19 protein-coding genes and 2 tRNA genes are annotated in these 25794 nt (G+C 62.6%); 12 read left to right on the forward strand and 9 right to left on the reverse strand.

The genetic code is table 11. The features are described 5' to 3' along the window. The first annotated feature begins 100 nt into the window (after window positions 1–100). Together AC6I6U_RS30355 and AC6I6U_RS30360 are read left to right on the forward strand one after the other, a co-directional pair. On the forward strand, window positions 101–1816 hold the full coding sequence (locus AC6I6U_RS30355) for a proline--tRNA ligase (RefSeq protein ID WP_497879621.1): 1716 nt from the start codon (window positions 101–103) through the stop codon (window positions 1814–1816). Window positions 1817–1833: 17 nt separating this feature from the next. Next, window positions 1834–2787, forward strand: a complete 954-nt coding sequence (locus AC6I6U_RS30360; protein WP_497879622.1) for a hypothetical protein — start codon at window positions 1834–1836, stop codon at window positions 2785–2787. A gap of 37 nt (window positions 2788–2824) precedes the next feature. Here AC6I6U_RS30360 and dinB read toward each other — a convergent pair whose 3' ends face one another. Then, window positions 2825–3886, reverse strand: coding sequence for a DNA polymerase IV (gene dinB, locus AC6I6U_RS30365; protein WP_497879623.1), 1062 nt, complete (start codon window positions 3884–3886; stop codon window positions 2825–2827). 286 nt (window positions 3887–4172) lie between these two features. Between dinB and AC6I6U_RS30370 the strand changes: the two genes are divergently transcribed. From AC6I6U_RS30370 to AC6I6U_RS30385, 4 genes are all read left to right on the forward strand, one after another. Continuing rightward, window positions 4173–4249: transfer RNA gene (locus AC6I6U_RS30370), tRNA-Met, on the forward strand. A 214-nt stretch (window positions 4250–4463) separates the two neighbouring features. Beyond that, window positions 4464–4540 (forward strand) — tRNA-Met (locus tag AC6I6U_RS30375). A gap of 270 nt (window positions 4541–4810) precedes the next feature. Next, window positions 4811–7453, forward strand: coding sequence for a bifunctional lysylphosphatidylglycerol flippase/synthetase MprF (gene mprF / locus AC6I6U_RS30380; RefSeq protein ID WP_497879624.1), 2643 nt, complete (start codon window positions 4811–4813; stop codon window positions 7451–7453). Next, on the forward strand, window positions 7453–8739 hold the full coding sequence (locus AC6I6U_RS30385; RefSeq protein ID WP_497879625.1) for a virulence factor family protein: 1287 nt from the start codon (window positions 7453–7455) through the stop codon (window positions 8737–8739). Before mprF ends, AC6I6U_RS30385 begins: the two co-directional genes overlap by 1 nt. A gap of 67 nt (window positions 8740–8806) precedes the next feature. Here the strand turns inward: AC6I6U_RS30385 and AC6I6U_RS30390 are convergent, their stop codons facing one another. Further along, window positions 8807–10705: a potassium transporter Kup gene (locus AC6I6U_RS30390; protein ID WP_497879626.1), complete on the reverse strand. Its 1899-nt coding sequence runs from the start codon at window positions 10703–10705 to the stop codon at window positions 8807–8809. Window positions 10706–11029: 324 nt separating this feature from the next. Here AC6I6U_RS30390 and rimO point away from each other — a divergent pair, with 324 nt between their 5' ends. From rimO to AC6I6U_RS30410, 4 genes are all read left to right on the forward strand, one after another. Beyond that, window positions 11030–12367 (forward strand): 30S ribosomal protein S12 methylthiotransferase RimO, encoded by a 1338-nt coding sequence (rimO, locus tag AC6I6U_RS30395; protein ID WP_497879627.1) that lies wholly within the window; start codon window positions 11030–11032, stop codon window positions 12365–12367. Between the two features lie 106 nt (window positions 12368–12473). Then, complete coding sequence (locus AC6I6U_RS30400) at window positions 12474–12923, forward strand: GNAT family N-acetyltransferase (RefSeq protein WP_497879628.1); 450 nt, start codon at window positions 12474–12476, stop codon at window positions 12921–12923. A 180-nt stretch (window positions 12924–13103) separates the two neighbouring features. Continuing rightward, window positions 13104–13814, forward strand: coding sequence for an rRNA pseudouridine synthase (locus AC6I6U_RS30405; RefSeq protein ID WP_497879629.1), 711 nt, complete (start codon window positions 13104–13106; stop codon window positions 13812–13814). 49 nt (window positions 13815–13863) lie between these two features. Further along, window positions 13864–14325 (forward strand): YehS family protein, encoded by a 462-nt coding sequence (locus tag AC6I6U_RS30410; protein WP_497879630.1) that lies wholly within the window; start codon window positions 13864–13866, stop codon window positions 14323–14325. A 76-nt stretch (window positions 14326–14401) separates the two neighbouring features. Here the strand turns inward: AC6I6U_RS30410 and AC6I6U_RS30415 are convergent, their stop codons facing one another. Then, a complete protein-coding gene (locus tag AC6I6U_RS30415; RefSeq protein WP_497883139.1) occupies window positions 14402–15499 on the reverse strand; it encodes a PLP-dependent cysteine synthase family protein in 1098 nt (365 codons plus the stop codon). Between the two features lie 294 nt (window positions 15500–15793). On the opposite strand from AC6I6U_RS30415, the gene nhaA reads away from it, so the two are divergent. Continuing rightward, a complete protein-coding gene (gene nhaA, locus AC6I6U_RS30420) occupies window positions 15794–16975 on the forward strand; it encodes a Na+/H+ antiporter NhaA (RefSeq protein WP_497879631.1) in 1182 nt (393 codons plus the stop codon). A 71-nt stretch (window positions 16976–17046) separates the two neighbouring features. Here nhaA and AC6I6U_RS30425 read toward each other — a convergent pair whose 3' ends face one another. After that, complete coding sequence (locus tag AC6I6U_RS30425; protein WP_497879632.1) at window positions 17047–17511, reverse strand: outer membrane lipoprotein; 465 nt, start codon at window positions 17509–17511, stop codon at window positions 17047–17049. A 175-nt stretch (window positions 17512–17686) separates the two neighbouring features. Between AC6I6U_RS30425 and AC6I6U_RS30430 the strand changes: the two genes are divergently transcribed. Further along, window positions 17687–17920 (forward strand): hypothetical protein, encoded by a 234-nt coding sequence (locus AC6I6U_RS30430; RefSeq protein ID WP_497879633.1) that lies wholly within the window; start codon window positions 17687–17689, stop codon window positions 17918–17920. On the opposite strand, the gene pdxH is transcribed toward AC6I6U_RS30430, so the two are convergent. The 5 genes from pdxH to dinG all read right to left on the reverse strand — a co-directional run bounded on the left by pdxH (window position 17917) and on the right by dinG (window position 25708). Continuing rightward, window positions 17917–18564: a pyridoxamine 5'-phosphate oxidase gene (gene pdxH / locus AC6I6U_RS30435; protein ID WP_497879634.1), complete on the reverse strand. Its 648-nt coding sequence runs from the start codon at window positions 18562–18564 to the stop codon at window positions 17917–17919. The genes AC6I6U_RS30430 and pdxH overlap by 4 nt on opposite strands. 35 nt (window positions 18565–18599) lie before the next feature. Continuing rightward, complete coding sequence (locus AC6I6U_RS30440) at window positions 18600–19658, reverse strand: OmpA family protein (protein WP_497879635.1); 1059 nt, start codon at window positions 19656–19658, stop codon at window positions 18600–18602. Window positions 19659–19768: 110 nt separating this feature from the next. Continuing rightward, window positions 19769–20914 carry a serine hydrolase domain-containing protein gene (locus AC6I6U_RS30445; RefSeq protein WP_497879636.1) on the reverse strand — a complete coding sequence of 382 codons (1146 nt, stop codon included), beginning with the start codon at window positions 20912–20914 and terminating at the stop codon, window positions 19769–19771. A gap of 147 nt (window positions 20915–21061) precedes the next feature. After that, entirely contained in the window at window positions 21062–23425 is a 2364-nt protein-coding gene (locus AC6I6U_RS30450) for a beta-agarase (protein WP_497879637.1), read from the reverse strand. A 138-nt stretch (window positions 23426–23563) separates the two neighbouring features. After that, on the reverse strand, window positions 23564–25708 hold the full coding sequence (gene dinG, locus AC6I6U_RS30455; RefSeq protein ID WP_497879638.1) for an ATP-dependent DNA helicase DinG: 2145 nt from the start codon (window positions 25706–25708) through the stop codon (window positions 23564–23566). Window positions 25709–25794 lie beyond the last annotated feature (86 nt).

Raw genomic sequence — 25794 nt, forward strand, 5'->3', positions numbered from 1 at the left:
CTCCCCCCGCGTCAGACCCGCCACATGCCTGTACGCCGCCGTATCCCGCCCGTACAATGCTCCGTCATTTCCAGTCATAAGCACCGACAACGGCCAATTCATGCGCACCAGCCAATATTTGCTCGCCACACTGAAAGAAACGCCTTCCGATGCGGTCGTGATCAGCCACCAGCTGATGCTGCGCGCCGGGATGATCCGCAAACTCGCCTCCGGCCTGTACACCTGGCTGCCGATGGGCCTGCGCGTGATGCGCAAGGTCGAAGCCATCGTGCGCGAGGAAATGGACGCTGCAGGCGCCCTGGAAGTGTTGATGCCGGGCATCCAGCCGGCTGAACTGTGGCAGGAATCCGGTCGTTGGGAACAATACGGCCCCGAGCTGCTGCGCCTGAAAGATCGCCATGACCGCGATTTCTGCGCAGGTCCCACCCACGAGGAAGTGATCACCGATCTGTGCCGCAACGAATTGAGCAGCTACAAGCAGCTGCCGATCAACCTGTACCAGATCCAGACCAAGTTCCGTGACGAGATCCGCCCACGCTTCGGCCTGATGCGTGGCCGCGAATTCATCATGAAGGATGCCTACTCCTTCCACGCCGACCAGGCGTCGCTGCAGGTCACCTATGACCGCATGCACCAGGCCTACTGCAACATCTTCACCCGCCTGGGCCTGCGTTTCCGTCCGGTGGAAGCCGACAACGGCTCGATCGGCGGTGCCGGTTCCCACGAATTCCACGTGCTGGCCGAATCCGGCGAAGACGATATCGCCTTCAGCAACGGTTCCGACTACGCGGCGAATATCGAGAAGGCCGAAGCGGTGCCGCGCGAAACCTCGCGCCCTGCGCCGACCGAGGAACTGCGCCTGGTCGATACCCCTGACGCGAAAACCATCGCGCAACTGGTGGAAGGCTACAACCTGGCGATCGAAAAGACCGTCAAGACCCTGATCGTCCACGCCGAGGAAGAAGGCAAGCTGATTGCCCTGATCGTCCGTGGCGACCACGAACTGAACGAAATCAAGGCGGCCCAGCAGCCTGGCGTGGCCAACCCGCTGGTCATGGCTTCCGACGCCGAACTGCGCGACGCCATCGGCGCCGGTGCAGGCTCTCTCGGCCCGCTGAACCTGCCACTGCCGATCATCATCGACCGCTCGGTCGCCCTGATGAGCGACTTCGGCATCGGCGCGAACATCGACGACAAGCACTACTTCGGCGTGAACTGGGAGCGTGACCTGCCGGTTCCGACCGTCGCCGATCTGCGTAACGTTGTTGCCGGCGACCCAAGCCCGGACGGCAAGGGCACCCTGGAAATCAAGCGCGGCATCGAAGTCGGGCACATCTTCCAGCTGGGCACCAAGTACAGCGAAGCGATGAAGTGCCAGGTCCTGGGCGAAAACGGCAAGCCTGTCGTCCTGACCATGGGCTGCTACGGCATCGGTGTTTCCCGCGTGGTAGCCGCAGCCATCGAGCAGAACAACGATGACAACGGCATCATCTGGAGCGACAGCCTCGCGCCCTTCCAGATCGCCCTGGTACCGCTGCGCTACGAGACCGAGCAGGTTCGCGAGGCCACCGACAAGCTCTATGCCGAACTGACTGCCGCCGGTTTCGAAGTGCTGCTCGACGACCGCGACAAGAAGACCAGCCCGGGCATCAAGTTCGCCGACATGGAACTGATCGGCATCCCTCACCGGATCGTGGTCAGCGACCGCGGCCTGGCTGAAGGCAACCTGGAATACAAGAGCCGCACCGAAAGCGAGGCGCAAGCGCTGCCGGTTGCCGATGTACTGTCGTTCCTCCAGGCCCGTATCCGTCGCTGAGCCCAGATAGAGACCTCATGCCCAATCGAAGTACCTTGACCCTCGGGGGCGCCGCCTTGTGCGGCGCCCTGCTGCTTGGCGGCTGTGCCAACCCGATGTCGCAGCGCAGCGAGCACGAGGAGCGTGTCGAGCGAAAACTGCTCGAACATAGCCTGCAGATCGATGTCGGTGACCCGAAGATCCTCGAGTTGCCGCAACGCCGCGTACGCATTCACGAACAGAAGACCTTCGAAGTCACCGAGTTCGATGTCACCCGTCGCTACGACCGATACACGCCCTACCAACCCTGGCGCAAGGCTTATGAGATTCCGCTGGGCGCGGTGGCATTGGTCGGCGGCATCGGCGCCAACGTGGTCAACGTGTTCGCCCTCGGCTCCCTGCCCACCAGCGTGACCCACGACTGGCTCAGCTACGGCGTCGATGGACTCAACCCGTTCATGAACATGCAGTCCCATGGCCGCGCACAGCAGAACCTGGCCGGCATCGAGGAAGTCCAGCGCGACAAGCGCATGGAGCATTCGAGCCTGCCCTGGGCCGAGCGGCCGGTCGAGGTTGTAGCAGGTCGCCAGACCTACGAGCTGACCACCGACCGGCACGGCGTGCTGCGCCTGAATCTGCTGGACAGCCCTTTTGCCGAGCAGGATCTGAACCTCATCAGCCGCCTGACGATTCGTGTCGAGGATGCCGAGGACGCGATCCATTCGGATTCGAGCCTGTCGATCAGCAGCAAGCTGCGCGGCAAGCTGGTGGAGGCCCACGGCTTGATCTACGACGACCTGGAGGGCGACGATGTCGGCCAGTGGGTCCATCGGGTCAAGCGTTTGTCGGAACTGGGCCTGGAAGAGGAAGCCAGCGAACTGGAGCAGAGCCTGATCGAACTGACCCGCAACGATCCCGAGCTACAACGCGAGTTCCTCAAGTCGCTGACCAGGAATGCAGGGCGCCTCGTGGCCGATCCAGGCGCTATCTGAAACACCCGGGAGGTCTACCTTCTACCAGGTGGACCCCTTAGCGACTGAACAACTCCAACTGCTCATGCCCGCCCCGCAGATCCTGCAGGCGCACACCGATTCCCAACAGGCGCACAGGCTTGCCACCACGGGCAAACGCCTGGCTGAGCAATTGCCGGTAGCTTTCCAGATCCCGAGCGGCCCCGGCCTGCTCAAGAGTGGTCTGGGTGAAATCATGGAACTTGACCTTGACGAACGGCTTGCCTGGTCGATAGCTGCTGTCCAGTCGCGCCATGCGCCCCGCGAGGGTTTCCATCAATTCCGGAAGCTTTTCCAGGCAACTCTCGAGATCCGGCAAGTCGGTGTCATAGGTGTTTTCCACGCTGATGGACTGCCGCCGGCTGTCGTTGTGCACCAGGCGCTCATCAATCCCCCGCGCCAACCCCCAGAGCCGCTCGCCAAAACTGCCGAATTCGCGTACCAGGGCCAATTTGCTCCAGTCACGCAACTGCAGACAGTCGACGATCCCCAGGCGTTCCAGCTTCTGTGCCGTGACCTTGCCGACACCATGGAGCTTGCTGACCGGCAACTCGGCGACAAAATCCTCTACCTGGTCCGGGGTGATCACGAACAGCCCATCGGGCTTTTTCCAGTCACTGGCGATCTTCGCCAGGAACTTGTTGGGCGCCACACCCGCCGAGACCGTGATATGCAACTGCCGGGAAACCCGGCGCCGGATGTCCTGGGCGATCCGCGTTGCGCTGCCGGAGAAATGGGGGCTATCGGACACATCGAGATAGGCTTCGTCGAGGGACAGCGGCTCGATCAGATCGGTGTAGTCGCGGAAGATCGCCTGGATTTCCTTCGAGACCTCCCGATACACGTCCATGCGTGGCTTGACGATCAACAGGTCCGGACAGAGGCCCAGGGCATGCCGCGAAGACATGGCCGAGCGCACGCCAAATGCCCGCGCCTCATAATTGCAGGTAGCGATCACACCTCGACGCTCCGCCGAACCACCCACCGCCATGGGCCTGCCTGCCAGGCTCGGCTCATCCCGCATTTCGATCGCGGCATAAAAGCAATCGCAGTCGACATGAATGATTTTGCGTTGCGTCATGTAGGACAGTTCTGAAGACGGGACACCATGGGCCATCAGTATCGCATCGGAAACTGTATATAGCACCAGTAGTTTGAGTCTTTGCTGCAGATTGCACGGGGCGCTTGAAATGAATTTATTTTTTCAATCGACGCGCCACCCGCAATAGAGCTGAAAGCCTTGCCCAGCATGGCCTCAAGCCACTGCGAAGACCGCGAAAAAGGCCTAAGCGTTTGAACAATAAAGAGGTTTTACGAAATTAAGGTTTGACAGCCTCAAGTATCCCTGTAGAATCTGCCCCATCAGACGCGGGATGGAGCAGCCTGGTAGCTCGTCGGGCTCATAACCCGAAGGTCGTCGGTTCAAATCCGGCTCCCGCAACCAAACATCAAAAAAGGCCATATCGAAAGATATGGCCTTTTTTGTTTCTGGCTATTTCCCGCCTTGTTTCATCATCCCTTTCGATCAAAAAAGCCTTGCCTGCCTGGGGCTTACCGAGGCCAGTCGAGCGTGATGGGCATTTTTTGCATTTTTTTGACCACCCGGACCATAAACGGTTGACACTGCGCCATTCGGCTGTACAATGCCGCCTCACAGACGCGGGATGGAGCAGCCTGGTAGCTCGTCGGGCTCATAACCCGAAGGTCGTCGGTTCAAATCCGGCTCCCGCAACCAAACACCAGAAAAGGCTACTCGAAAGAGTGGCCTTTTTTGTATCTGTCGAAAAAGTCCTTTCCGCCATCAGCGCGAACCCTCGATGGAAACCGGAGTCAATGGCTGCACAGGCTATGCTGAATTCGCAACAAACTTCCTCTACAACAGCCCCGGGGCGTGGGTCGCCGCAAAGCGGCGAGACGCGTTAATATTTGTAATTATTTTGTCCATAGGGATTGGTAACTTGGCTGGATACCCCCATCCTGTCGCGCACAATCCTAGAGGTGATTGATGCGCGCCAACTCGTCTGAACCACAAGACTCCGTCACAGCGACACATCCAATTGCAGCCACCCGTTTGCGCTGGCTGGATCTGTTGAGCAAGTACCGCCAATCCGTTGGTCTGGCCGTGACCCTGTTGCTGTTCGCGATTGCCCTGATCGCCTGTCGCCATCTGCTGATGGAACTCGACCTGGATGCCCTGCACGACTCGATCATGAGCGTGCCGAAACCAGCATTGGGCGGAGCCGTAGCGGCCACCGTCATCGGTTTCATCATCCTGCTCGGCTATGAATGGTCCGCCAGCCGCTACGCGGATGTCCGGCTGCCCGGCAAGACCCTGATGCTCGGCGGTTTCACCGCCTTCGCCATCGGCAATGCCATTGGCCTGTCGCTGCTCTCCGGCGGTTCGGTCCGCTACCGTCTCTATGCACGTAATGGCCTCGGTGCCGCCGAAGTCGCGCGGATGACGCTGTTCGCCAGTTTGTCGCTGGGTTGCGCGCTGCCACCGCTGGCTGCCCTGGCGACCCTGAGCAACCTGCCGGCCGCCTCCGAAGCCCTGCACCTGCCCGCCTATCTGCTGGGCGGTATCGCCGCAGTTATCCTCGGCCTGTCGGCACTGCTGGCGCTGGGCATCTACCGCCGCCGCCTGCCGGAACAGCCAATCCCGAACAACCTGCTGGTCAAGGTCGGGCGTCGTACCCTGCGCCTGCCCAGCGCGCGCCTGACCCTGCTGCAACTGGTCATCACCGCCCTGGACGTGGCCGCCGCCGCTACCGTGCTTTATCTGCTGCTGCCGGAAGCCCCGCCCTTCGGCGCCTTCCTGCTGGTCTACCTGCTGGCCCTGGCGGCCGGGGTACTGAGCCATGTGCCCGGCGGCGTCGGGGTGTTCGAAGCGATTCTGCTGGCCGCTTTCACCAATGAACTGGGGGCTGCGCCACTGGCCGCCGCACTGCTGTTGTATCGCCTGATCTATGTGCTGCTGCCGCTGCTGCTGGCCTGCCTGGCGCTGCTGAGTACCGAGGCCCAGCGCCTGATCGCCTCGCGCCAAAGCATGCGCGTGGCCTCCGGCATGGCCGCGCCGATCCTCGCGGTGCTGGTGTTCCTCTCTGGCGTGGCGCTGCTGTTCTCCGGCGCCACGCCGGAAATCGACACCCGCCTGGAAGGTATCGACTTCCTCGTGCCGGACCGCCTGATCGACGCCTCGCACTTCGGTGCCAGCCTGGTTGGCGTCCTCTGCCTGCTGTTGGCCCAGGGCCTGCGCCGACGCCTGTCGGCGGCCTGGATGCTGACCATGATCCTGCTGCTGGTCGGCGCCCTGCTCTCGCTGCTCAAGGGCTTCGACTGGGAAGAGGCCAGCATGCTGACCGCCACCGCCTGCCTGCTGGGCATGTTCCGCCGCTCGTTCTACCGCCCGAGCCGCCTGACCGAACTGCCGTTCTCCCCGCTGTACCTGGTGGCCAGCCTGTGCGTACTGGGTGCTTCGGTATGGCTGCTGCTGTTCGCCTATCAGGACGTTCCCTACAGCCACGAACTCTGGTGGCAGTTTGCGCTGGACGGTGACGCCCCCCGCGGCCTGCGCTCGCTACTCGGTGCCGCGGTACTGCTGGTGGTGGTCTCGCTGACCTGGCTGCTGCGCACCGAGCGCCCGGTGATCCACCAGCCCAATGCCGAAGAACTGGAGCGCGCCCACAAGATCCTGCTGGCCTCCGATCAGCCCGATGGCGGCCTGGCCCTGACCGGCGACAAGGCGTTCCTGTTCCACCCCACCGAAACCGCTTTCCTGATGTACGCCCGCCGTGGTCGCAGCCTGGTGGCGCTGTACGATCCGATCGGCCCGGCGCGCCAGCGTGCCGAACTGATCTGGCAGTTCCGCGACCTGTGCGACACCCACCACGCCCGCCCGGTGTTCTACCAGGTACGTGCCGAGAACCTGCCCTACTACATGGACATCGGCCTGACCGCGATCAAGCTCGGCGAGGAAGCCCGGGTCGACCTCAAGCGCTTTGACCTCGAGTCCAAGGGCAAGGAGATGAAGGACCTGCGCTACACCTGGAACCGCGGCAGCCGCGATGGCCTGTCCCTGGAGATCTACGAGCCGGGACAAGCGCCGATGGACGAACTCAAGGTGATCTCCGACGCCTGGCTGACCGGCAAGAACGTGCGCGAGAAAGGTTTTTCACTGGGTCGCTTCAGCAACGACTACATCAATCATTTCCGGGTGGCGATCATCCATTTCGAAGGCCGCCCGGTGGCATTCGCCAACCTGCTCGAAACCCACAGTCATGAATTGGCCAGCCTCGACCTGATGCGCTCACATCCCGATGCGCCGAAGCTGACCATGGAGTTCATGATGGTTGGCCTGATCCAACACTACAAGAATCATGGATATGCCCGCTTCAGCCTTGGCATGGTGCCCCTCTCCGGCCTGCAACCGCGGCGTGGTGCACCACTGACCCAGCGCCTGGGCTCGATGGTGTTCCAGCGCGGCGAACAGCTCTACAACTTCCAGGGGCTGCGCCGCTTCAAGGACAAATTCCAGCCTGACTGGGAACCCCGCTACATGGCCGTGCCAGCCGGACTCGATCCGCTGGTCGCCTTGGCCGATACTGCCGCCCTGATCGCAGGCGGCTTGACTGGATTGGTGAAACGCTGATGATTCGACGCTCCTGGCGGTTTTTACTGGCATTGGTGGTGGTCCTGGCCGCGCTCGCGGGCGCCGGCTACTGGTTCTGGAACCGCCCTGCCCCGGAACCCACTCTCGAACACCTGGGCCAGGTCGATGGCTCGACCCTGACCCGACTGATCCCGGGTACCTCGCCCAAGGCCCAGGTGATCGTCGCTACCCTCGCCGAGGACGCCCTGAACGACAAGCAACTGTCGGCCCTGAGCCGCGGTGGCGCAGCGCAGATCGTCCAGGTGATCCTGCCCAAGGACGATTGCAAGTTGCAGCAGGCCGCGCTCGATACGGCCATGAAGCAGCTCAAGGGGCCGGCGACCGTAGTCACCGGTATCGGCCCGGGTGCCTCCCTGGCCTGGAACTGGCTGGCGACGCAGAATAACGACCAGGCCCAGGCCATCTCGGTCGGCTTCACCCTCGAACAACCCGGCTGCAGCACACCCGTACCAAAAACGGCGGCCCACGGCCACTGGCTGGTGGCCTGGAACGACGGCCCGGATGATCCGAGCGCGGCCTTCGTGCGCGATCAACCCAACGCCGAAACCAGCATCAGCGACTACGATGTGCACCTGCCGCAGGTACTGAACAACGAACTGCGCAAGATGCTGGTGGGCAATGAAAACGGCGGCCTGGCCATCCCCGTGGTCGAGGTTCCGGCCGGCCAGACCACCGATACCGTGACCCTCTTCCTCTCCGGCGACGGCGGCTGGCGTGACCTGGACCGCGATGTCGCTGGTGAAATGGCGAAGATGGGCTATCCAGTGGTCGGCATCGACACCCTGCGTTACTACTGGCAGCACAAGAGCCCGGAACAGAGCGCCGTCGACCTGACCGAGCTGATGCAGCACTACCGGCAGAAATGGGGCACCAAGCGCTTCGTGCTGACCGGCTACTCCTTTGGCGCGGACGTCCTGCCAGCAATCTACAACCACTTGCCGGAAGCCGAACAGCAACGGGTCGATGCGATTATCCTGCTGGCCTTCGCCCGCAGCGGCAGCTTCGAGATCCATGTCGATGGCTGGCTGGGCAAGGCCGGCATGGAGCTGGACACCGGCCCCGACATGGCCAAGCTGCCTGCGGCCAAGGTGCTGTGCATCTACGGCAAGGAAGAGTTCGATGAGAGTGGCTGTACCACCAAGACAGCTGTCGGCGAGCCGATGGAACTGCCAGGCGGGCACCACTTCGACGAGAACTACCCGGCACTGGCCAAGCGCCTGATCGCTGCGATCGACAAGCGCCAGAACAAGGCCAAGGCCGAGTAATCCGGAGCCCAGCCAATAAAAAGCCCCCGCTGCCGCAAGGCAACGGGGGCTTTTTCATGCGCCAGGGCTACATCTCGATCTGGGTACCCAGCTCGATCACCCGGTTGACCGGCAGCTTGAAGAAACGCAGGTTGCCGTTGGCATTCTTCAGCATGAAGGCGAACAACATCTCTCGCCAACGCGCCATACCGACGATCTTCGAGGCAATCACGGTTTCGCGACTGAGGAAGTAGGTGGTGCGCATCGGGCTGAAATCCAGGTCGTCGAGATGGCACAGCTTCAGCGCCTCTGGAACGTCCGGCTCATCGGTGAAACCGAAGTGCAGGATCACCCGGAAGAAGCCCTCGCCATAGGAGTCGACCTCGAAACGGCGCTGGGCCGGCACTCGCGGGATATCCTCGTAGACCACCGTGAGCAACACCACCTGCTCGTGCAGCACCTGGTTGTGCAGCAGGTTGTGCAACAGCGCGTGAGGCACCGCATCCGGGCGCGCAGTGAGGAACACCGCCGTACCCTGCACGCGATGTGGCGGCTGTACGCGAATACTGCCGATGAAAATCGGCAGCGGCAGGCCGCCCTCGTCAAGACGATCGACCAGCAGCTCCTTGCCGCGCTTCCAGGTGGTCATGAGCACGAACAGCACGATCCCCGCCAACACCGGGAACGCGCCACCCTGGACGATCTTCGGCACGTTGGCCGCAAAGAACAGCCCGTCCACCAGCAGGAAACCGACCAGGATCGGCACGGTGAGAATCGGTGGCCATTTCCACAGCAGCAGCATTACCGCCGACACCAGGATACTGGTGATCAGCATGGTGCCGGTCACCGCCACGCCGTAGGCCGAAGCCAGTGCACTGGACGACTCGAAGCCGAGTACCAGCAGGATCACACCCACCATCAGGGTCCAGTTGACCGCACCAATGTAGATCTGCCCCTGCTCGGCGCTGGACGTGTGCTGGATGTACATGCGCGGTATGTAGCCGAGCTGGATCGCCTGGCGGGTCAGCGAAAAGGCCCCGGAAATCACCGCCTGGGAGGCGATCACCGTGGCCAGGGTCGACAACCCGACCAGCGGGATCAGCGCCCACGACGGCGCCAGCAGGTAGAACGGGTTGCGGGCCGCCTCCGGGTTCTCCAGCAGCAGTGCGCCCTGGCCGAAATAATTGAGCACCAGCGCCGGCAGTACCAGCGCGAACCAGGCACGAGCGATCGGTTTGCGGCCGAAGTGCCCCATGTCGGCATACAGCGCCTCGGCACCGGTCAGCGCCAATACCACCGCCCCCAGGATCGCCACGCCCATGCCGGGATGCACGATGAAGAAACGCACACCCCACATCGGGTTCATCGCGCTGAGCACTTCCGGATGCTGGACGATGCCATGCACGCCCAGAACCGCCAGCACCAGGAACCAGGTCACCATCACCGGCCCGAACAGCTTGCCGATGCTCGCCGTGCCGTGTTTCTGGATCAGGAACAATCCCACCAGCACGATCAACGTCAGCGGCACTACCCAATGCTCCAGGCCGTCGAAGGCCAGCTCCATGCCCTCTACCGCCGACAACACCGAGACCGCCGGAGTGATCATGCTGTCGCCATAAAACAGGGCTGCGCCGATCAACCCGAGGATGACCAGCACCGACCGCAACCGCGGATAGGACGCCGATGCGCGCCGTGCCAGCGCGGTCAGGGCCATGATCCCGCCTTCGCCCTGGTTGTCCGCCCGCAGGATGAACAAGACGTACTTGATCGAGACCACCCAGACCAGCGACCAGAAAATCAGCGCCAGAATCCCCAGGACCCCATCATGATTGACCTGGACCCCATAACCACCGGAGAACACCTCCTTGAGGGTGTACAACGGGCTGGTACCGATATCACCGTACACAACCCCCACCGCGGCAACCAGCATACCCAGCGGCTTCGCCACCGAGTGCCCGGCTTGCGCCTGACTCACTGCCTGACCCATCAACTACTCCCCCACAACCCGGACCGGGGCTTCTTCAAAGAAGCACTATTCTTTTTTCAGTTCAGCATGTCAGTGCAGCATGCGCTGCTTTTCCTACCGTTGCCGATGCTCAATCTTTTGTCGGTAATTTGAAACAAAAAATGACAGATACCCGCAACGCGGCGAAGCATAGCGCAGCACTCGTCGCATTTCCCTCCATAAAGCTGTTCAAGTGCTTCGCCCGCCGCTAGAATTGCGCACTTTTTGATCAGAGGCGCACCAAGCGCCCGTCGTCGCCGATTGAAAATGTCGCCGAACGACCTGACACCCCAACCGAGGTTAGACATGTCCACCCCCACCGCGCCGGCCAACCCCAAGGTCGGATTCGTAAGTCTTGGCTGCCCGAAGGCCCTCGTGGACTCCGAGCGCATCCTCACGCAACTGCGCATGGAAGGCTATGACGTCGTCTCCACCTACCAGGACGCCGATGTCGTGGTGGTCAACACTTGCGGTTTCATCGACAGCGCCAAGGCCGAATCCCTGGAAGTGATCGGTGAAGCGATCAAGGAAAACGGCAAGGTCATCGTCACCGGCTGCATGGGCGTGGAAGAAGGCAACATTCGCGACGTGCACCCAAGCGTGCTGGCAGTGACCGGCCCGCAGCAGTACGAGCAGGTAGTCGGCGCGGTCCACGAGGTGGTACCGCCACGCAAGGACCACAACCCGCTGATCGACCTGGTGCCGCCACAAGGCATCAAGCTGACCCCACGCCACTACGCGTACCTGAAGATTTCCGAAGGCTGCAACCACAGCTGCAGCTTCTGCATCATTCCGTCGATGCGCGGCAAGCTGGTCAGCCGCCCGGTCGGCGACGTGCTTGACGAGGCCCAGCGCCTGGTCAAGGCCGGCGTCAAGGAACTGCTGGTGATCTCCCAGGACACCAGTGCCTACGGTGTCGATGTGAAATACCGCACCGGTTTCTGGAACGGTGCCCCGGTCAAGACCCGCATGACCGAACTGTGCGAGGCCCTGAGCACGCTTGGCGTCTGGGTGCGCCTGCACTACGTCTACCCGTACCCGCACGTCGACGAGCTGATCCCGCTGATGGCCGCCGGCAAGATCCTGCCGTACCTGGACATTCCCTTCCAGCACGCCAGCCCCAAAGTGCTCAAGTCCATGAAACGCCCGGCGTTCGAGGACAAGACCCTGGCGCGGATCAAGAACTGGCGCGAAATCTGCCCGGAACTGATCATCCGTTCGACCTTCATCGTCGGCTTCCCTGGCGAAACCGAGGAAGACTTCCAATACCTGCTCGACTGGCTGACCGAAGCCCAGCTCGACCGTGTCGGCTGCTTCCAGTATTCGCCGGTCGAAGGCGCGCCAGCCAACGACCTGGACCTGGACGTGGTCCCGGACGACGTCAAGCAGGACCGCTGGGAGCGCTTCATGGCCCACCAGCAGGCCATCAGCTCGGCCCGCCTGCAACAGCGTGTCGGCAAGGAAATCGAAGTACTGATCGATGAAGTCGACGAGAACGGCGCCGTTGGCCGCTGCTTCTTCGACGCTCCGGAAATCGACGGCAACGTGTTCATCGACGGCGCTGGCGACCTCAAGCCAGGCGACAAGATCTGGTGCCGGGTGACCGACGCCGACGAGTACGACCTGTGGGCCGAACGCCTGTAAGCCGTAAAAAAGTCGAAAAGCCCCGCTCTTTCCAGGAGATGCGGGGCTTTTTTACGGCTATCGTTTGGCTGGACGATCAACCTCGCGCCAGACAAGGAACGGCGACATGCGCCAGCACTCAGCCATCTACACCCCCAGGCTCAACGACTACCCGGAACTGACCGAGGTCTGGGAGGCCTCCGTACGCGCCACTCACGACTTCCTCCCCGACAGCTACATAGAACTGCTGAAGAACCTGGTGCTGACCCGCTACCTGGACGCGGTGATGCTGGTCTGCACCCGCGATCCGCACCAGCGGATCAGTGGCTTTGCCGGCGTCGCGGCGGGCAAGGTGGAAATGCTGTTCATCGCTCCGCAACATCGTGGAGAAGGCCTGGGCAAGCAGTTGCTGTGGTACGCGATCGATCACCTGAATGCCGACAAGCTCGACGTCAACGAACAGAACCCGCAGGCCATCGGTTTCTATTTCAAGCAGGGTTTCGAGGTGATAGGCCGCTCGGAACACGATGGCATGGGCCAGCCGTATCCGCTGCTGCACTTGCGACTGAAACGTTGATCCCCTTGTGTGAGCCGGCTTGCTGGCGATTTGACCAGCCAGTCTTGCCTCGCCTGCCCGGCCGCTATCGTCGGCAAGCCGGCTCCTACAACCCGAGCAGACCAACTGCGACAAATGTTGCCGGACGCAATCGACACCAGGCAGGTACAATGACAACCCTTTTTCGTTACGGCCGCTGTCATGTCTGAACCCATTCGCCTTTCCAAACGCCTCATCGAGCTGGTCGGCTGTTCCCGCCGGGAGGCCGAGTTGTTCATCGAGGGCGGCTGGGTCACGGTCGACGGCGAGGTCATCGACGAGCCGCAGTTCAAGGTCGACAGCCAGAAGGTCGAGCTGGACCCGGATGCCAAGGCCACCGCCCCGGAGCCAGTGACCCTGCTGCTGAACCAGCCCGCCGGCCTCGATGTGGACAGCGCGCGGCAGTTGCTCGGCGCAGACACCCTCTGCGAGGAACACCGCTACGGCAGGCGTCCCCTGCGCGGGCATTTCCTGCGCCTGAGCAGCGCGGCCGAGTTGCAGGCCAACGCCAGCGGCCTGCTGGTGTTCACCCAGGATTGGAAGGTGCTGCGCAAGCTGACCGAGGATGTCGCCAAGATCGAGCAGGAATACGTGGTTGAAGTCAGCGGCCAGATGGTCGAGCGCGGCCTTGAAAAAATCGGCCGCGGCATCACCGTCAAGGGCCGTGAATTGCCGGCAGCCAAAGCCAGCTGGCAAAGCGAAAGCCGCCTGCGCTTCGCCTTGAAGAACCCGCAGCCGGGGCTGCTCGCCCAACTCTGCGAAGCGGTTGGCCTCAAGGTCGTGGCCATCCGCCGGATTCGGATCGGCGGCGTTTCCATCGGCAAGGTGCCGGTCGGCCAGTGGCGCTACCTCTCGCCCAAGGAAAAGTTTTAATTTCAACGCCGCGACCGCTACGCGGCGTCTACCCCCCAGGACTGCCCACATGATTCACAACGATGTACTGCGCAGCGTGCGCTACATGCTCGATATCAGCGACGCCAAGGTCGCCGACATCATCAAGCTGACCGGTTTCGAAGCCACCCGGGCCGATATCGTCAGCTACCTGAAAAAAGACGAGGAAGAAGGCTTCGTCCATTGCCCCGACGAGGTCATGGCCTACTTCCTCGACGGTCTGGTGATATTCAAGCGTGGCAAGGACGATAGCCGCCCGCCGCTGCCGATCGAACTGCCGGTGAGCAACAACGTCATCCTGAAGAAACTGCGGGTCGCCTTCGAACTCAAGGAAGACGACATGCACGCGATTCTCAAGTCGGTCGACTTCCCGGTTTCCAAACCGGAACTGAGTGCCCTGTTCCGCAAGGTCGGCCACAACAACTATCGGCCCTGTGGCGACCAGCTGCTGCGCAACTTCCTCAAGGGCCTGACCCTGCGCGTTCGAACCTGAGTCCCACCGACTGACTGTGGCGAGCGGGCTTGCCCGCACTGGGGCACACGGTGCCCCAGACCGCCCACCACTCCCGCTAGATGCCGGCCCGCAATACGCTCCCTGGCAGCGCCTCGCCCCGCTCGACGCTGGCCGCCACCTGCTCGATCAGCTTATCCAGCTCATACCCCTGGGCCTTGAGCCAGGCCTCATCGTAATAGGTGGTGGCATAACGCTCACCACCGTCACAGAGAATCGCCACGATCGAACCGCTTTCCCCGGCCTCGACCATCTGCCGTGCCGCCATCAGCGCACCGACCAGGTTGGTGCCGCTGGACCCGCCAACCCGCCGCCCCAGACGCCGCGCCAGATAATGCATGGCCGCCAGGGACAACGCATCCGGCACCTTGACCATCGCATCGATGACCTTGGGCAGGAACGACGCCTCGACCCGCGGCCGGCCAATCCCCTCGATCCGCGAACCGCATTCCAGGCGCAGGCTGGCATCACCGCTCTGGTAATAGTCGAAGAACACCGAGCGCTCCGCATCGGCACAGAGCACCCGGGTGTCATGTTGGCGATAGCGTACGTAGCGACCCAGGGTCGCCGTGGTGCCACCGGTACCGGGGCTCGAGATCAGCCAGCTCGGCTCCGGATGTCGTTCGAAACGTAGTTGCTGGAAAATCGACTCGGCGATGTTGTTGTTCGCCCGCCAGTCGGTGGCCCGCTCGGCATAGGTGAACTGATCCATGAAGTGACCGCCGCTTTCACGGGCCAGGCGCTCGGATTCGGCATAGATCTGCGTCGGGTCCTGCACCAGGTGGCTCCTGCCACCGTAGAAGGCGATCTGGGCGATCTTCTCCTGGGACGTGGTCGCCGGCATCACCGCGATGAACGGCAGTCCCAGCAGGCGGGCGAAGTAGGCCTCGGAGATCGCCGTCGAGCCGCTGGACGCCTCGATCACCGGCGCTCCCGGCTTCAACCAGCCGTTACACAGCGCATAGAGAAACAGCGAACGGGCCAGTCGATGCTTCAGGCTGCCAGTGGGGTGGCTGGACTCGTCCTTGAAATACAGCTCGATGCCCGGCAGTCCAGGTAACGGCAAGGGAATCAGATGGGTATCGGCGCTGCGCTGGAAATCGGCTTCGATGATCCGGATCGCTTCCCGGGACCACTGTCGGTTATCGCTCATGATGGATTACTCATTGTATCGGGCGCGCTCAGAGGCGCTGACGGGCTGATGCCCCATAGCTGAGGGCCAAACCGGAAAAGAACAAGACGAAAACCCCGTCCAGCAGCAACTATAGGAATTTTCCTACAGCCCGCACAGATACAGTGAGGCCGCATTTGGACAGGTAACTGCTAGGCTCACATCCGTCGATCCCTCAACTTCTTGCTTATAATAAAAAAGAATATAACTTTTGTTTTAACAACTAACGGTACGGGTTAGGGTGTCCCACCTTTTGACTTCTTCGATGGAGGGCGAACCTTGCCTCTGCGTAGCACTTTCACCCGGTTCTTTCAGTTGGAAGCTGCCAGCGGTCTATTGTTGATCGCCGCTGCAGCCCTGGCCCTGATTATCAACAACTCCCCGCTGTCGCACCTGTACAACAGCTTCCTGGAGGTTCCAGTGGTTGCCCAGGTCGGCGCCCTCAAGATCGCCAAGCCATTGCTGCTGTGGATCAACGATGGCCTGATGGCGCTGTTCTTCCTGCTGATCGGCCTTGAGGTCAAGCGCGAAGTCCTCGAAGGCCACCTGTCCAAGCCCTCCCAGGTGGTGCTGCCAGGCGCGGCGGCCATCGGCGGCATGGTGGTGCCAGCGCTGATCTACTGGCTGCTGAACCGGGACAATCCAGCGGCCCTCGGCGGCTGGGCGATTCCCATGGCCACCGACATCGCCTTCGCCCTCGGTGTACTGGCCCTGCTGGGCAAGCGGGTACCCGTGTCGTTGAAGCTGTTCCTGATGACCCTGGCGATCATCGACGACCTCGGAGCGATCATCGTCATTGCGATGTTCTATTCCGGCGAGTTGTCGGGGCTTTCGCTGCTGCTGGCCGGGGCCTGCCTGCTCGCCCTGATCGCCATGAACAGGCTGGGGGTGATCAAGCTCGCCCCCTACCTGATCGTCGGCCTGGTCCTCTGGGTCTGCGTACTCAAGAGCGGAGTGCATGCAACCCTGGCCGGCGTGACCCTGGCATTCTGCATTCCGCTGCGTACGAAGAACTCCGAGCCGTCGCCGCTCTTGAGCCTGGAACATGCGCTGCATCCCTGGGTGGCCTTCGGCATCCTGCCACTGTTTGCCTTCGCCAACGCCGGGGTTTCGCTGGCGGGCGTGAGCCTGGACAGCTTCACCCATCACGTGCCGATGGGGATTGCCGCCGGCCTGCTGATCGGCAAGACCCTCGGGGTGTTCGGCCTGACCTGGCTGGCAATCAAGGCCGGCATGGCGGCCCTGCCCCATGGTGCCACTTGGGGCCAGGTGTTTGGTGTAGCGATTCTCTGCGGGATCGGCTTCACCATGAGCCTGTTCGTCGGCTCCCTTGCCTTCGTAACAGGCAGCAGCGAATACGTGGGGATGGATCGCATGGGCATTCTCACCGGCTCCATTCTCGCGGCGCTGATCGGCTACGCAGTCACGGCCATGGCCAGTCGACGCAGCGCCCCACAATAAAGTCCCTGCGGAAAAAGAAAACCCCGGCCAGGAAACTGGCCGGGGTTTTCTGTAACAGCCTGATCGTCGGATCAGTGGGAAACGCGGCTGGTACCACCCACGGTGGAGATACGTACACGCTCGCCCACACGGAAGATCTCGTTCGGCGCCACTTCCTGCACGTAGGCACGCAGGCTGCCGTCATCTTCACGCACGGTGATTTCCACGCCCTGGGTCTTGGTCAGGCCTTTTTCAGCCATGTTGCCCAGCACACCACCGGCCACCGCACCGATCACCGCAGTGACGATACTGCCACGGCCACCACCGATGGCGCTGCCGCCGACACCACCGACGATCGCGCCGGCACCGGCGCCGATTGGCGTGTTGGTACCCTCGATCTGTACCGGGCGCAGGGACTCGATGGTGCCCAGGCGAATGGTCTGCACACGACGGGCTTCGTCACGGGAATAGGTATCACCGGTCAGGCTGTTGGTGCAGCCACCGAGCAGCATGGCCATGGTGGAGAAGGAAGCAATCAACAAAACAGACTTACGCATGGGGGCAGCTCCAAAGGGACATTGTTCAATTAAACTCCGCGGCTTGACCTCTGTCACGACAGCCTGCGGATAAAATGGCTTTCATTCAGCGCCAGTACAGACTCGGCGCACATCAGAACTGAGGACAGGGTAGCGCGCTTTGCAAGCAGCCGCCCCGCCCACCACAAGGACCGTCATGGATTACTTCATCATTGCCATCGCCACCGCCGCCGGCTTGTATTTCCACGGGTGGCTGTATGTGAAAACCAGACGCTGGATGGACCGCGACCTCGCATTATCTCTAGCGGGAGACAACGAAGCGCGGAAAAAGTTCATGCTGGAACGCCTCGAAGACGCCAGGAGACAGAAGATCAAGCGGCGGGACCTGCAGCGATGGCTGGAGGCCGCCGCTGCAGAGTTTCCCGGCTAGGGAGCCAGGCGCGAACGCTGCCAGCCGTTGTCGGCCAGACGATAATCGAGGCGATCATGCAGACGGCTGGCACGCCCCTGCCAGAACTCGATGCGCTCCGGCAGCAGGCGATAGCCACCCCAATGCTCCGGACAGTCCGGCTGGCTGTCACTGAACCTGGCCTGGGTGGCCTGGAGCAGCGCCTCCAGTTCGGCACGGTCGGCAATCACCCGGCTTTGCGGCGAAGCCCAGGCACCCAGGCGGCTGCCCAGGGGGCGTACCTGGAAGTAGGCATCCGACTCCTGCGGTGAAACCTTGACCACCCGTCCCTCGATCCGCACCTGGCGCTCCAGGGTCGGCCAGAAGAACGTCATCGCCGCGAAAGGTCGTGCCGCCAGTTGCCGGCCCTTGTCACTTTCGTAGTTGGTGAAGAAGGTGAAACCCTGTTCATCCAGGCCCTTGAGCAACAGGATACGGCAGTGCGGCCGCCCCTCCTCGTCGACGGTCGCCAGGGTCATGGCGTTGGCCTCCACCGGCGCCTGCTCGGTTTTCACCGCATCGGCGAACCATTGGTGGAACAGCGCGAACGGCTCGGCCGGGGCCTGGGCCTCGGTAAGGCCGTCACGGGTGTAGTCGCGACGCATATCGGCAAGGGCTTGGGTCATGGGGCTTTCCTTTTCAGTCCCGGGTCAGTGGCGAATCAGTTCTTGGCCGAGTTGTCCGCTGCCGCATCCTTCTTCGCCACTGTTGCCTTGGCCGGAGCCGCCTTCTTGGCCGGAGCCTTTTTCGCCGCAGGCTTGGCCGGGGCTTTCTTGGCTGCGCTGGCCTTGCCTTTGGCAGCTACCGCCGGTTTTTTCGCAGCTGGAGCCGGTGCCGCCGGCTTGACGTCCTGGGCCGCGACCATGGTCGCCGGAACTGGAGCAGGAGTCGGGATGCTGTATTTGCTCAGCAGGGCCACCATGGTGTTCTGCGGAGTCAGGATGATTTCCACGCGGCGGTTCAACGCCCGTCCTTCTGTGCTGTCATTGGCTGCGCGCGGCATCACCGAGCCCATGCCGCGCAGGATCAGGCGATCACGCTGCAGGCCGCTGAGGCGGAAAATCGCCGCCACCGACTGGGCACGCTGCTGGCTCAGGGCCTGGGCGGCATCGGCACTCAGGCTGTTATCGCCATGACCGAGTACCAGTACCGCGGTTTTCGGGTCGGACTCGAGGGTCTTGGCAACCTTGGAGAAAGGACCAAGGGTCACCGGCAGCAGCATCTCCGGACGCTTGGGGTTGTAGAAACCGTCGATCGGCGCAATGACCACCAGCACGTTCTCGCGGCGCTCCAACTTCAGCGAGGTGTCCTGGATCGCCGCACGCAGGCGCGGTTCGTGATCATCGAGCCAGGCCTGGGTGACTTTCGGATCGGGCATCGGCACCGGCTTGACCGCTGGCTGGGCGGAGTCCTTGGCCTTGTCCGAACCGCCAAACGGCCACCACCAGTGGGTTTCCTTTGGCGGAGTCGGGTTGGTCGCCGCGGCAACCGCCACCGCCAGGGGCACGGGCTTTTCCTCAGCCTTGGCGGCGGCAGGTGCGGCGTCCTTGGCGGAAGGTGCAGGAGTACCGGCCGCGGCGTTCGACGCCTGGGCGGTGTCAGCAGGCTTGTCCGACGAACCGAACGACCACCAGTGGCCTGCGTCTGCATTTTGTGGAGTTTGTGCGCAACCGGTAACGGTCAGGCAAACGGCCAGGGCGAGGGACTTATTCAAAGACATTGGAGATCCACAAATGAGATAGAAAGTACAAAGGCCCTGAGGCCGCATAAACAGACGCTTTGAAAACATAAAAGCCACAGGGTTCCGGCCTGCGGCCCGTGGTGCGCATTCTACAGACAGCCGGCCAGAATCCGTACAAGCTTCTGGGCCCGTGGGTCCATCAGCACGTACGGCCCCAGGGTATTTGTCACGAAGCCGAAGGCAACGTCATGCTCTGGATCAGCGAAACCGACCGAACCGCCTGCCCCCGGATGCCCGAAGGCCCTGGCACCGAGGCCGAACGTGGCATTGGCGACATCCGGCTGATCAAGCATGCAGCCCAGGCCGAAACGGGTCTGGGTCAGCAGGGTCTTGTCCATTCCCAGGCTGTGTTCACGGGTCAATTCATCGAGCATTTCACCTTCCAGCAGGCTGCCATCGAGCAGACCGCTGTAGAAGCCAGCCAGGCTGCGTGCATTGCCATGGCCATTGGCCGCCGGCTGCTGCATGCGCCGCCACTCCGGTTTATTGGTGCTGGTCATGATAGATGGTGGGTTGGTGAATGCACGGGTGGTCATCGCCGTCGGCTCGCGCATGGTCACCTGCAACAGGCGCTGGGCCGCTGCGTCGCCGACATTGCCTTTGCCACGGGCGATATGCGCGACCCGGTGAAACTCCTCGTCCGGCAGGCCGACGTGGAAATCCAGCCCCAGCGGACGTGAGATCCGCGCGGCAATGGACTCACCCGGCCCGCGACCATCGACGCGCCGGATCAATTCACCGATCAGCCAGCCATAGGTAATCGCCGCGTACCCATGCCCTTCGCCCGGCGTCCACCAGGGTGACTCGGCAGCCAGGGCATCGACCATTACCTGCCAGTCGTAGAGCGCTTCCGGGGCCAGCAACTCGCGCAGGGCCGGCAAGCCGGCCTGGTGGCAAAGCAGTTGGCGCAAGGTGATGCGCTCTTTACCCGCCGCCGCGAACTCGGGCCAGTAACGCACGGCCGGAACGTCCAGTTGCAACTTGCCCTCGGCCACCAGTTGCAGCGCGGTCACGGCAGTGAAGGTCTTGGTGCAGGAAAACAGGTTGGCGATGGTATCGGTGTGCCAGGCCTCGGCACCGTCCTTGTCGGCGGTGCCAGCCCAGAGATCGACCACGGTTTCGCCGCCGACCTGGATGCAGAGCGCAGCGCCGCGCTCCTGGGGATCGTCGAAGAGGGCCGCGAAAGCCTCGCGAACCGCCTCGAATTGAAGCTCGAAATGACCCTGAATCTGCACCCTTGAATTCCCCCGGGCAAACGCCTGACAAAGTGGAGTGCATTGTTTCAGCGATTATCCGATTTGGGAACAGACACAGGTCGGACGATTCCTATACTCGCACTGTAGGAAATGCCCCTGCTGCGCGAGTACAGGACATCCGATCGATCAGTGACCGTTGCCGGAGTGCCCACCGGCATGCCCGGATGCGGCCCCACCGGCGCTACCGGAACGGCCCTTGCCGCCCAGGTCATCGTGGTCGATGCCCTTGGCCGCCTTCTGCTGCGCATCCACCTTGGCTTTCTCGGCGGCCTTGCCCAGCAGTTCGATGGCCTGCAGGTTGCTCTTGCGCACGCTCTCGACGAAGCCCTGGAATGGCACATCGGTGATGCCGACCAGGCCGAAGTGACCGTTCTCACCATCGAGCAGGCGACCGGTGGCCGGTTGGTCGAGATACTGGAACCAGTGCACGCCGACGATCGATGGCTCGCTTACCGCTTGCTTGATGAAGTTGGCGTAGGCCGGACCACGATCCTCCTCCTTCACCACCTCGGTGACACCGCCCCAGAACGGGCCACGATCCCGTGAGCCGAAGTTGAACTCGGTGATCAGCACCGGCTTGTCCAGCCGGCGCAATTGGTCGAAGTCGTAGCCATCCTGGGGCTGCAGGGTATAGAAGTTGAAACTCAACACGTCGCAGTACTGGGCACAGGAAGCCACCGCCTCCGGCGTGCTAATGGCAAAGCGACCACCCAGCAGCAGATGATTGGGTGCATGCCATTTCAGCGAATCGGAGATGGTCTTGAAGTAAGTGTCGGCAAAGACCTTCTGGAAATACTTGAGGTCGGCCTCGATTTCCGGATGCTGCGGATTCGGCAACGGCGCTTCGAACCCCGGATCTTCCATCTGTTCCCAGGTCGGGATATCCACGCCCCAGGCTTTCGACAACCCCTGCTGGTTACGGTATTTGTCGCGCAACTGCTTGAGGAACGCGCGCTTGGCCGCGACATCGGTCGTCATGCGCAAGGTGCCGTAGGCCAGCGCATAGCGGGACTTCGGATCATCGCCAGGGCCGGCCCAGGCCAGCTCATTGTCGGCGAAATAACCCACCAGCCACGGATCGTCGCGGTGATCGCGGGCAGCGATGGCCACCGCACGCTCGGTGGCCATGGCAAAGCGCGGGTCGAATGGGTCGGGCATGCCGCCCCACCAGTCGCTGCCGGTGCTGATGCTGGCGTAGTCACCAACGATCGACAGCGGCAAGGTATAGGGCACACGGTCGTTCAGGCCCAGTTCCGGATCGCTCCAGTTGCCAATGGTATTGAAACCCCAGGCCTGCAAGCGGTCCAGGGTATGCGCCTGCCACCGCTTGGCATCGAAACCTGCGGCGCACGGCTGCTGGGCCTCGCCTTCCTTGGATTGGGCACAAGGCTTGCCATAGGTGCGCTGCAGGTTGGCGCCATAGAAGTCGAACCAGCGCCCGCTGCTGAAGGCACGCCCGGCGTTGGAAGCCAGGGCAACGCTGTTATCGCCCTTGCCATAGTAGGTAGCCAGGGGCTCGCCATCCTTGGGCAACTCGCCGAACATCCACTCGCGGCCCTCGACATAGGTCTGTTGGTCACTGGCGCTGATGGTGTTGACGCCAAGGGAATAGAACGGGTGGCCTTCCGGCGTCACCAGATACCAGCGACCGTCGTGTTTCTCGGTGCGGAAGAAACCCGTGGCCTCGAAGCTCGGGCCCTTGGTCCAGCCACCGAACTTGTCCAGGCCGTTGCGCTCGCGCTCGGCCAGCCAGCCCTTGAGCTGTTGGCCCTCGCGACCGGCGGCGCTCTTGAGCTGCTCGTCGGAGCTGACCTTCTCCGGCCATTTGGCCCGGCTCGATTGGCCATAGCCATCGACCAGCGAGCTGTAGGCGGCCTTGATCACATCGTCGCCATTCTGTACGCCAAAGCGCTCCAGCAGGATGTTCTGGGCGACTTTCGGCTTGTCCATCGACAAGGTCACCGACACCACCTGCTTGCGGTCCAGCTCACCCGCGCTACTGGCCAACAGCACCCGTTGACCGTCCACGGTCAGCGGCATCGGCGGCCCGGCACGCATGCCTTGGCTCAGCGGCGAAAAGGCCTGCAACGGCACCAGCAAGGTCTGCGCCGGACCCGCCGGCAAATCGACGCGACTGGTGAGGGTCTTGCCGTCATTGCTCTGGATCGTCACGTTCAGCGTCAGTGCCCAATCCATCGCACTCTGGATCCGCAGGCTCATCACCCCGGACTGCGACCAGTCCCAGGCGCCCGTTTGCGGTGTCAGGCGCAGGCTCGGCTGTGCCGTAGGGGTGAAGGTGACACGGCGCAGGACCTCGCCCTCGGCGGTTTGCTCGGCATTGGACTGCGGAAGATCCGTACCATTGGTGACCACCTGCACCACATCGGCGGGGCGAACGAAGTTGAACAGGGTTTGCTGACCGGCGGGCGCAGCCAGCAATGGCGCGGCGAACAGCAGAGCAAAAACGGTGGGCAGTGTACGGCGAATCATGTGAATCCAGTTCTCCCTATCGGCCAATCAAAGGCCTGCGTGGCGCCGGGCTCTGCACGAAAACAGCTGGGCAAATTCGTGCGGCCCTCGAAAGCGCCCTCCATAGACAACGAAATAGGCGATTTAACCTACCTCACATCAAGAAATTTCCCGCCGGAAAGGTGGCAAGGCATTGAGGATAGCCTTCCCATAGCGCTGGGTAACCAGGCGTCGGTCGAGCAAGGTGATGATCCCCCTGTCTGCCTCGGTACGCAGCAAGCGGCCACAGGCCTGCACCAGCTTGAGCGAGGCGTCCGGCACGGCGATTTCCATGAACGGGTTGCCGCCGCGCGCTTCGATCCACTCGGCGAGCGCCGCTTCGACCGGGTCATCCGGCACGGCAAAGGGGATCTTGGCGATCACCACGTGTTCGCAATAGGCGCCGGGCAGGTCGACTCCCTCGGCGAAGCTGGCCAGGCCGAACAGCACGCTGGGATCACCACCATCGACCCGCGCCTTGTGCTTGTTGAGGGTTTCCTGCTTGGACAGGTTGCCCTGGATGAACACCTGGCGGCGCCAGTCGCGGTCCAGGCCATCGAACACGTCCTGCATCTGCTTGCGCGAGGAAAACAGCACCAGCGACCCCCGGGAGCCCTCGACCAGTTCCGGCAGGTCACGGATGATCGCCGCCGTGTGGGCACTGGCATCGCGCGGGTCGGCCTTGAGGTCGGGAACCCGCAGTACACCGGCATCGGCATGGTGGAACGGGCTCGGCACCACCGCCGTCACTGCCGTTTTCGGTAGGCCGGCCCGCATGCGGAAACGATCGAAAGTACCCAGGGCAGTCAGTGTTGCCGAAGTCACCAGGGCGCCATAGGCGACGTTCCACAGGTTGCGTCGGAGCATATCCGCCGCGAGGATCGGGCTGGCATTGACCTCGATATCGAACAGCGCACCACTTTCGGCCAGGGTCAGCCAACGCGCCATCGGCGGGTTGTCCTCGGGATCTTCGGTGGTGAACGCCGTCCACAGCTCCCAGTTGCCCTGGGCCCTGGACAGCAGGCTGCCGAACAGCGGATACCACTCCTCGGCCTGGCTGCTGGTGATACCGATGCTCACCTCGCCATCCATGCCTTCCTTGAGCAGGTCGGTCAGGCGGGTGAACAAGTCGTTGAGGCGGGCGAAACCCTTCTTCAGTTCGATGCCGATTTCCCGGATGTGTTCGGGGATCACCCCACCGACGAAGCGATGGCGCGGCCGCTCGCGGCCTTCCATGTCTTCGCCGCTGCGGAAGTCGGCCAACTGCTCGCAGGCGCTGAACATGAACTGCTGCTGGGTCTTGATCTCCCGCGCCAGCTCCGGCACCTGTTCGATCCACTTGCCCAGGTCGCCTGGCAGCGGATGCTGGGCAAGCAGTTTGGTCAGGTTCTTGGCGGTCTGCTCCAGCCAGTCGGCGGTCGAGCGCAGGCGGGTGTAATGGGCGAAGTGGCCGATGGCCTTGTCCGGCAGGTGATGGCCTTCGTCGAACACGTACAGGGTATCGCGCGGGTCCGGCAGCACCGCACCGCCGCCAAGGGCGAGGTCGGCCAGCACCATGTCGTGGTTGGTGACGATCACGTCGACCTTGCCCATGCCCTCACGCGCCTTGTAGAAGGCGCACTGGCCGAAGTTCGGGCAATGGCGGTTGGTGCACTGGCTATGATCGGTGGTCAGTCGCGCCCAGTCGGCATCCTCCAGGGCCGTCGGCCAGCTGTCGCGGTCGCCGTCCCATTTGTTGCCGGCGAGTTTCTCGATCATACTGGTAAACAGCTTCTGGCTCGCCTCATCGACCTCGATCTTGAAGCCTTCTTCCTCGAAAAGCTGTGCCGTGGCGGTCTGGGCATGGCCTTCCTGCAGCAGCATGTCGAGCTTGGACAGGCACATGTAGCGCCCGCGCCCCTTGGCCAGGGCGAAGCTGAAATTCAGTCCGCTGTTGCGCATCAGGTCCGGCAGGTCCTTGTAGACGATCTGCTCCTGCAGGGCGACGGTCGCGGTGGCGATCACCAGGCGCTTGCCGGCAGCCTTGGCGGTAGGAATGGCCGCCAGGCTGTAGGCGACGGTCTTGCCGGTACCGGTGCCGGCCTCGACGGCGACCACTGCGGGATCGCCATCGCGGCGACCTTCATCATCGGTGTCGATAGCGCCAAGCACCTTCGCCACTTCGGCGATCATCAGGCGCTGTCCATAACGCGGCTTGAGGCTCTTGGCTTCGAGGAAACGCGAATAGGCGCCCTGGATCGTGGTTTTGAGTTCGGTGCTGATCATGATTCTTCGGGCGCGAAAAACGCTGGATAAATTTTCAGTGGTTCGAATGGCCGCTATCATACCCCGCTAATTCATCCCGCGCCGAA

The organism is Pseudomonas sp. UTLPPB19802, assembly GCF_059730225.1.

Excerpts from the sequence above, each read along its gene's own strand:
- AC6I6U_RS30440 (WP_497879635.1), bottom strand. The coding sequence starts at position 19,658 with ATGTCTTTGAATAAGTCCCTCGCCCTGGCCGTTTGCCTGACCGTTACC.
- AC6I6U_RS30450 (WP_497879637.1), bottom strand. The coding sequence starts at position 23,425 with ATGATTCGCCGTACACTGCCCACCGTTTTTGCTCTGCTGTTCGCCGCG.
- rimO (WP_497879627.1), top strand. The coding sequence starts at position 11,030 with ATGTCCACCCCCACCGCGCCGGCCAACCCCAAGGTCGGATTCGTAAGT.
- AC6I6U_RS30400 (WP_497879628.1), top strand. The coding sequence starts at position 12,474 with ATGCGCCAGCACTCAGCCATCTACACCCCCAGGCTCAACGACTACCCG.
- dinG (WP_497879638.1), bottom strand. The coding sequence starts at position 25,708 with ATGATCAGCACCGAACTCAAAACCACGATCCAGGGCGCCTATTCGCGT.
- AC6I6U_RS30360 (WP_497879622.1), top strand. The coding sequence starts at position 1,834 with ATGCCCAATCGAAGTACCTTGACCCTCGGGGGCGCCGCCTTGTGCGGC.
- pdxH (WP_497879634.1), bottom strand. The coding sequence starts at position 18,564 with ATGACCCAAGCCCTTGCCGATATGCGTCGCGACTACACCCGTGACGGC.
- AC6I6U_RS30430 (WP_497879633.1), top strand. The coding sequence starts at position 17,687 with ATGGATTACTTCATCATTGCCATCGCCACCGCCGCCGGCTTGTATTTC.
- AC6I6U_RS30425 (WP_497879632.1), bottom strand. The coding sequence starts at position 17,511 with ATGCGTAAGTCTGTTTTGTTGATTGCTTCCTTCTCCACCATGGCCATG.
- AC6I6U_RS30385 (WP_497879625.1), top strand. The coding sequence starts at position 7,453 with ATGATTCGACGCTCCTGGCGGTTTTTACTGGCATTGGTGGTGGTCCTG.
- dinB (WP_497879623.1), bottom strand. The coding sequence starts at position 3,886 with ATGACGCAACGCAAAATCATTCATGTCGACTGCGATTGCTTTTATGCC.
- AC6I6U_RS30405 (WP_497879629.1), top strand. The coding sequence starts at position 13,104 with ATGTCTGAACCCATTCGCCTTTCCAAACGCCTCATCGAGCTGGTCGGC.
- AC6I6U_RS30355 (WP_497879621.1), top strand. The coding sequence starts at position 101 with ATGCGCACCAGCCAATATTTGCTCGCCACACTGAAAGAAACGCCTTCC.
- AC6I6U_RS30390 (WP_497879626.1), bottom strand. The coding sequence starts at position 10,705 with ATGGGTCAGGCAGTGAGTCAGGCGCAAGCCGGGCACTCGGTGGCGAAG.
- AC6I6U_RS30410 (WP_497879630.1), top strand. The coding sequence starts at position 13,864 with ATGATTCACAACGATGTACTGCGCAGCGTGCGCTACATGCTCGATATC.
- mprF (WP_497879624.1), top strand. The coding sequence starts at position 4,811 with ATGCGCGCCAACTCGTCTGAACCACAAGACTCCGTCACAGCGACACAT.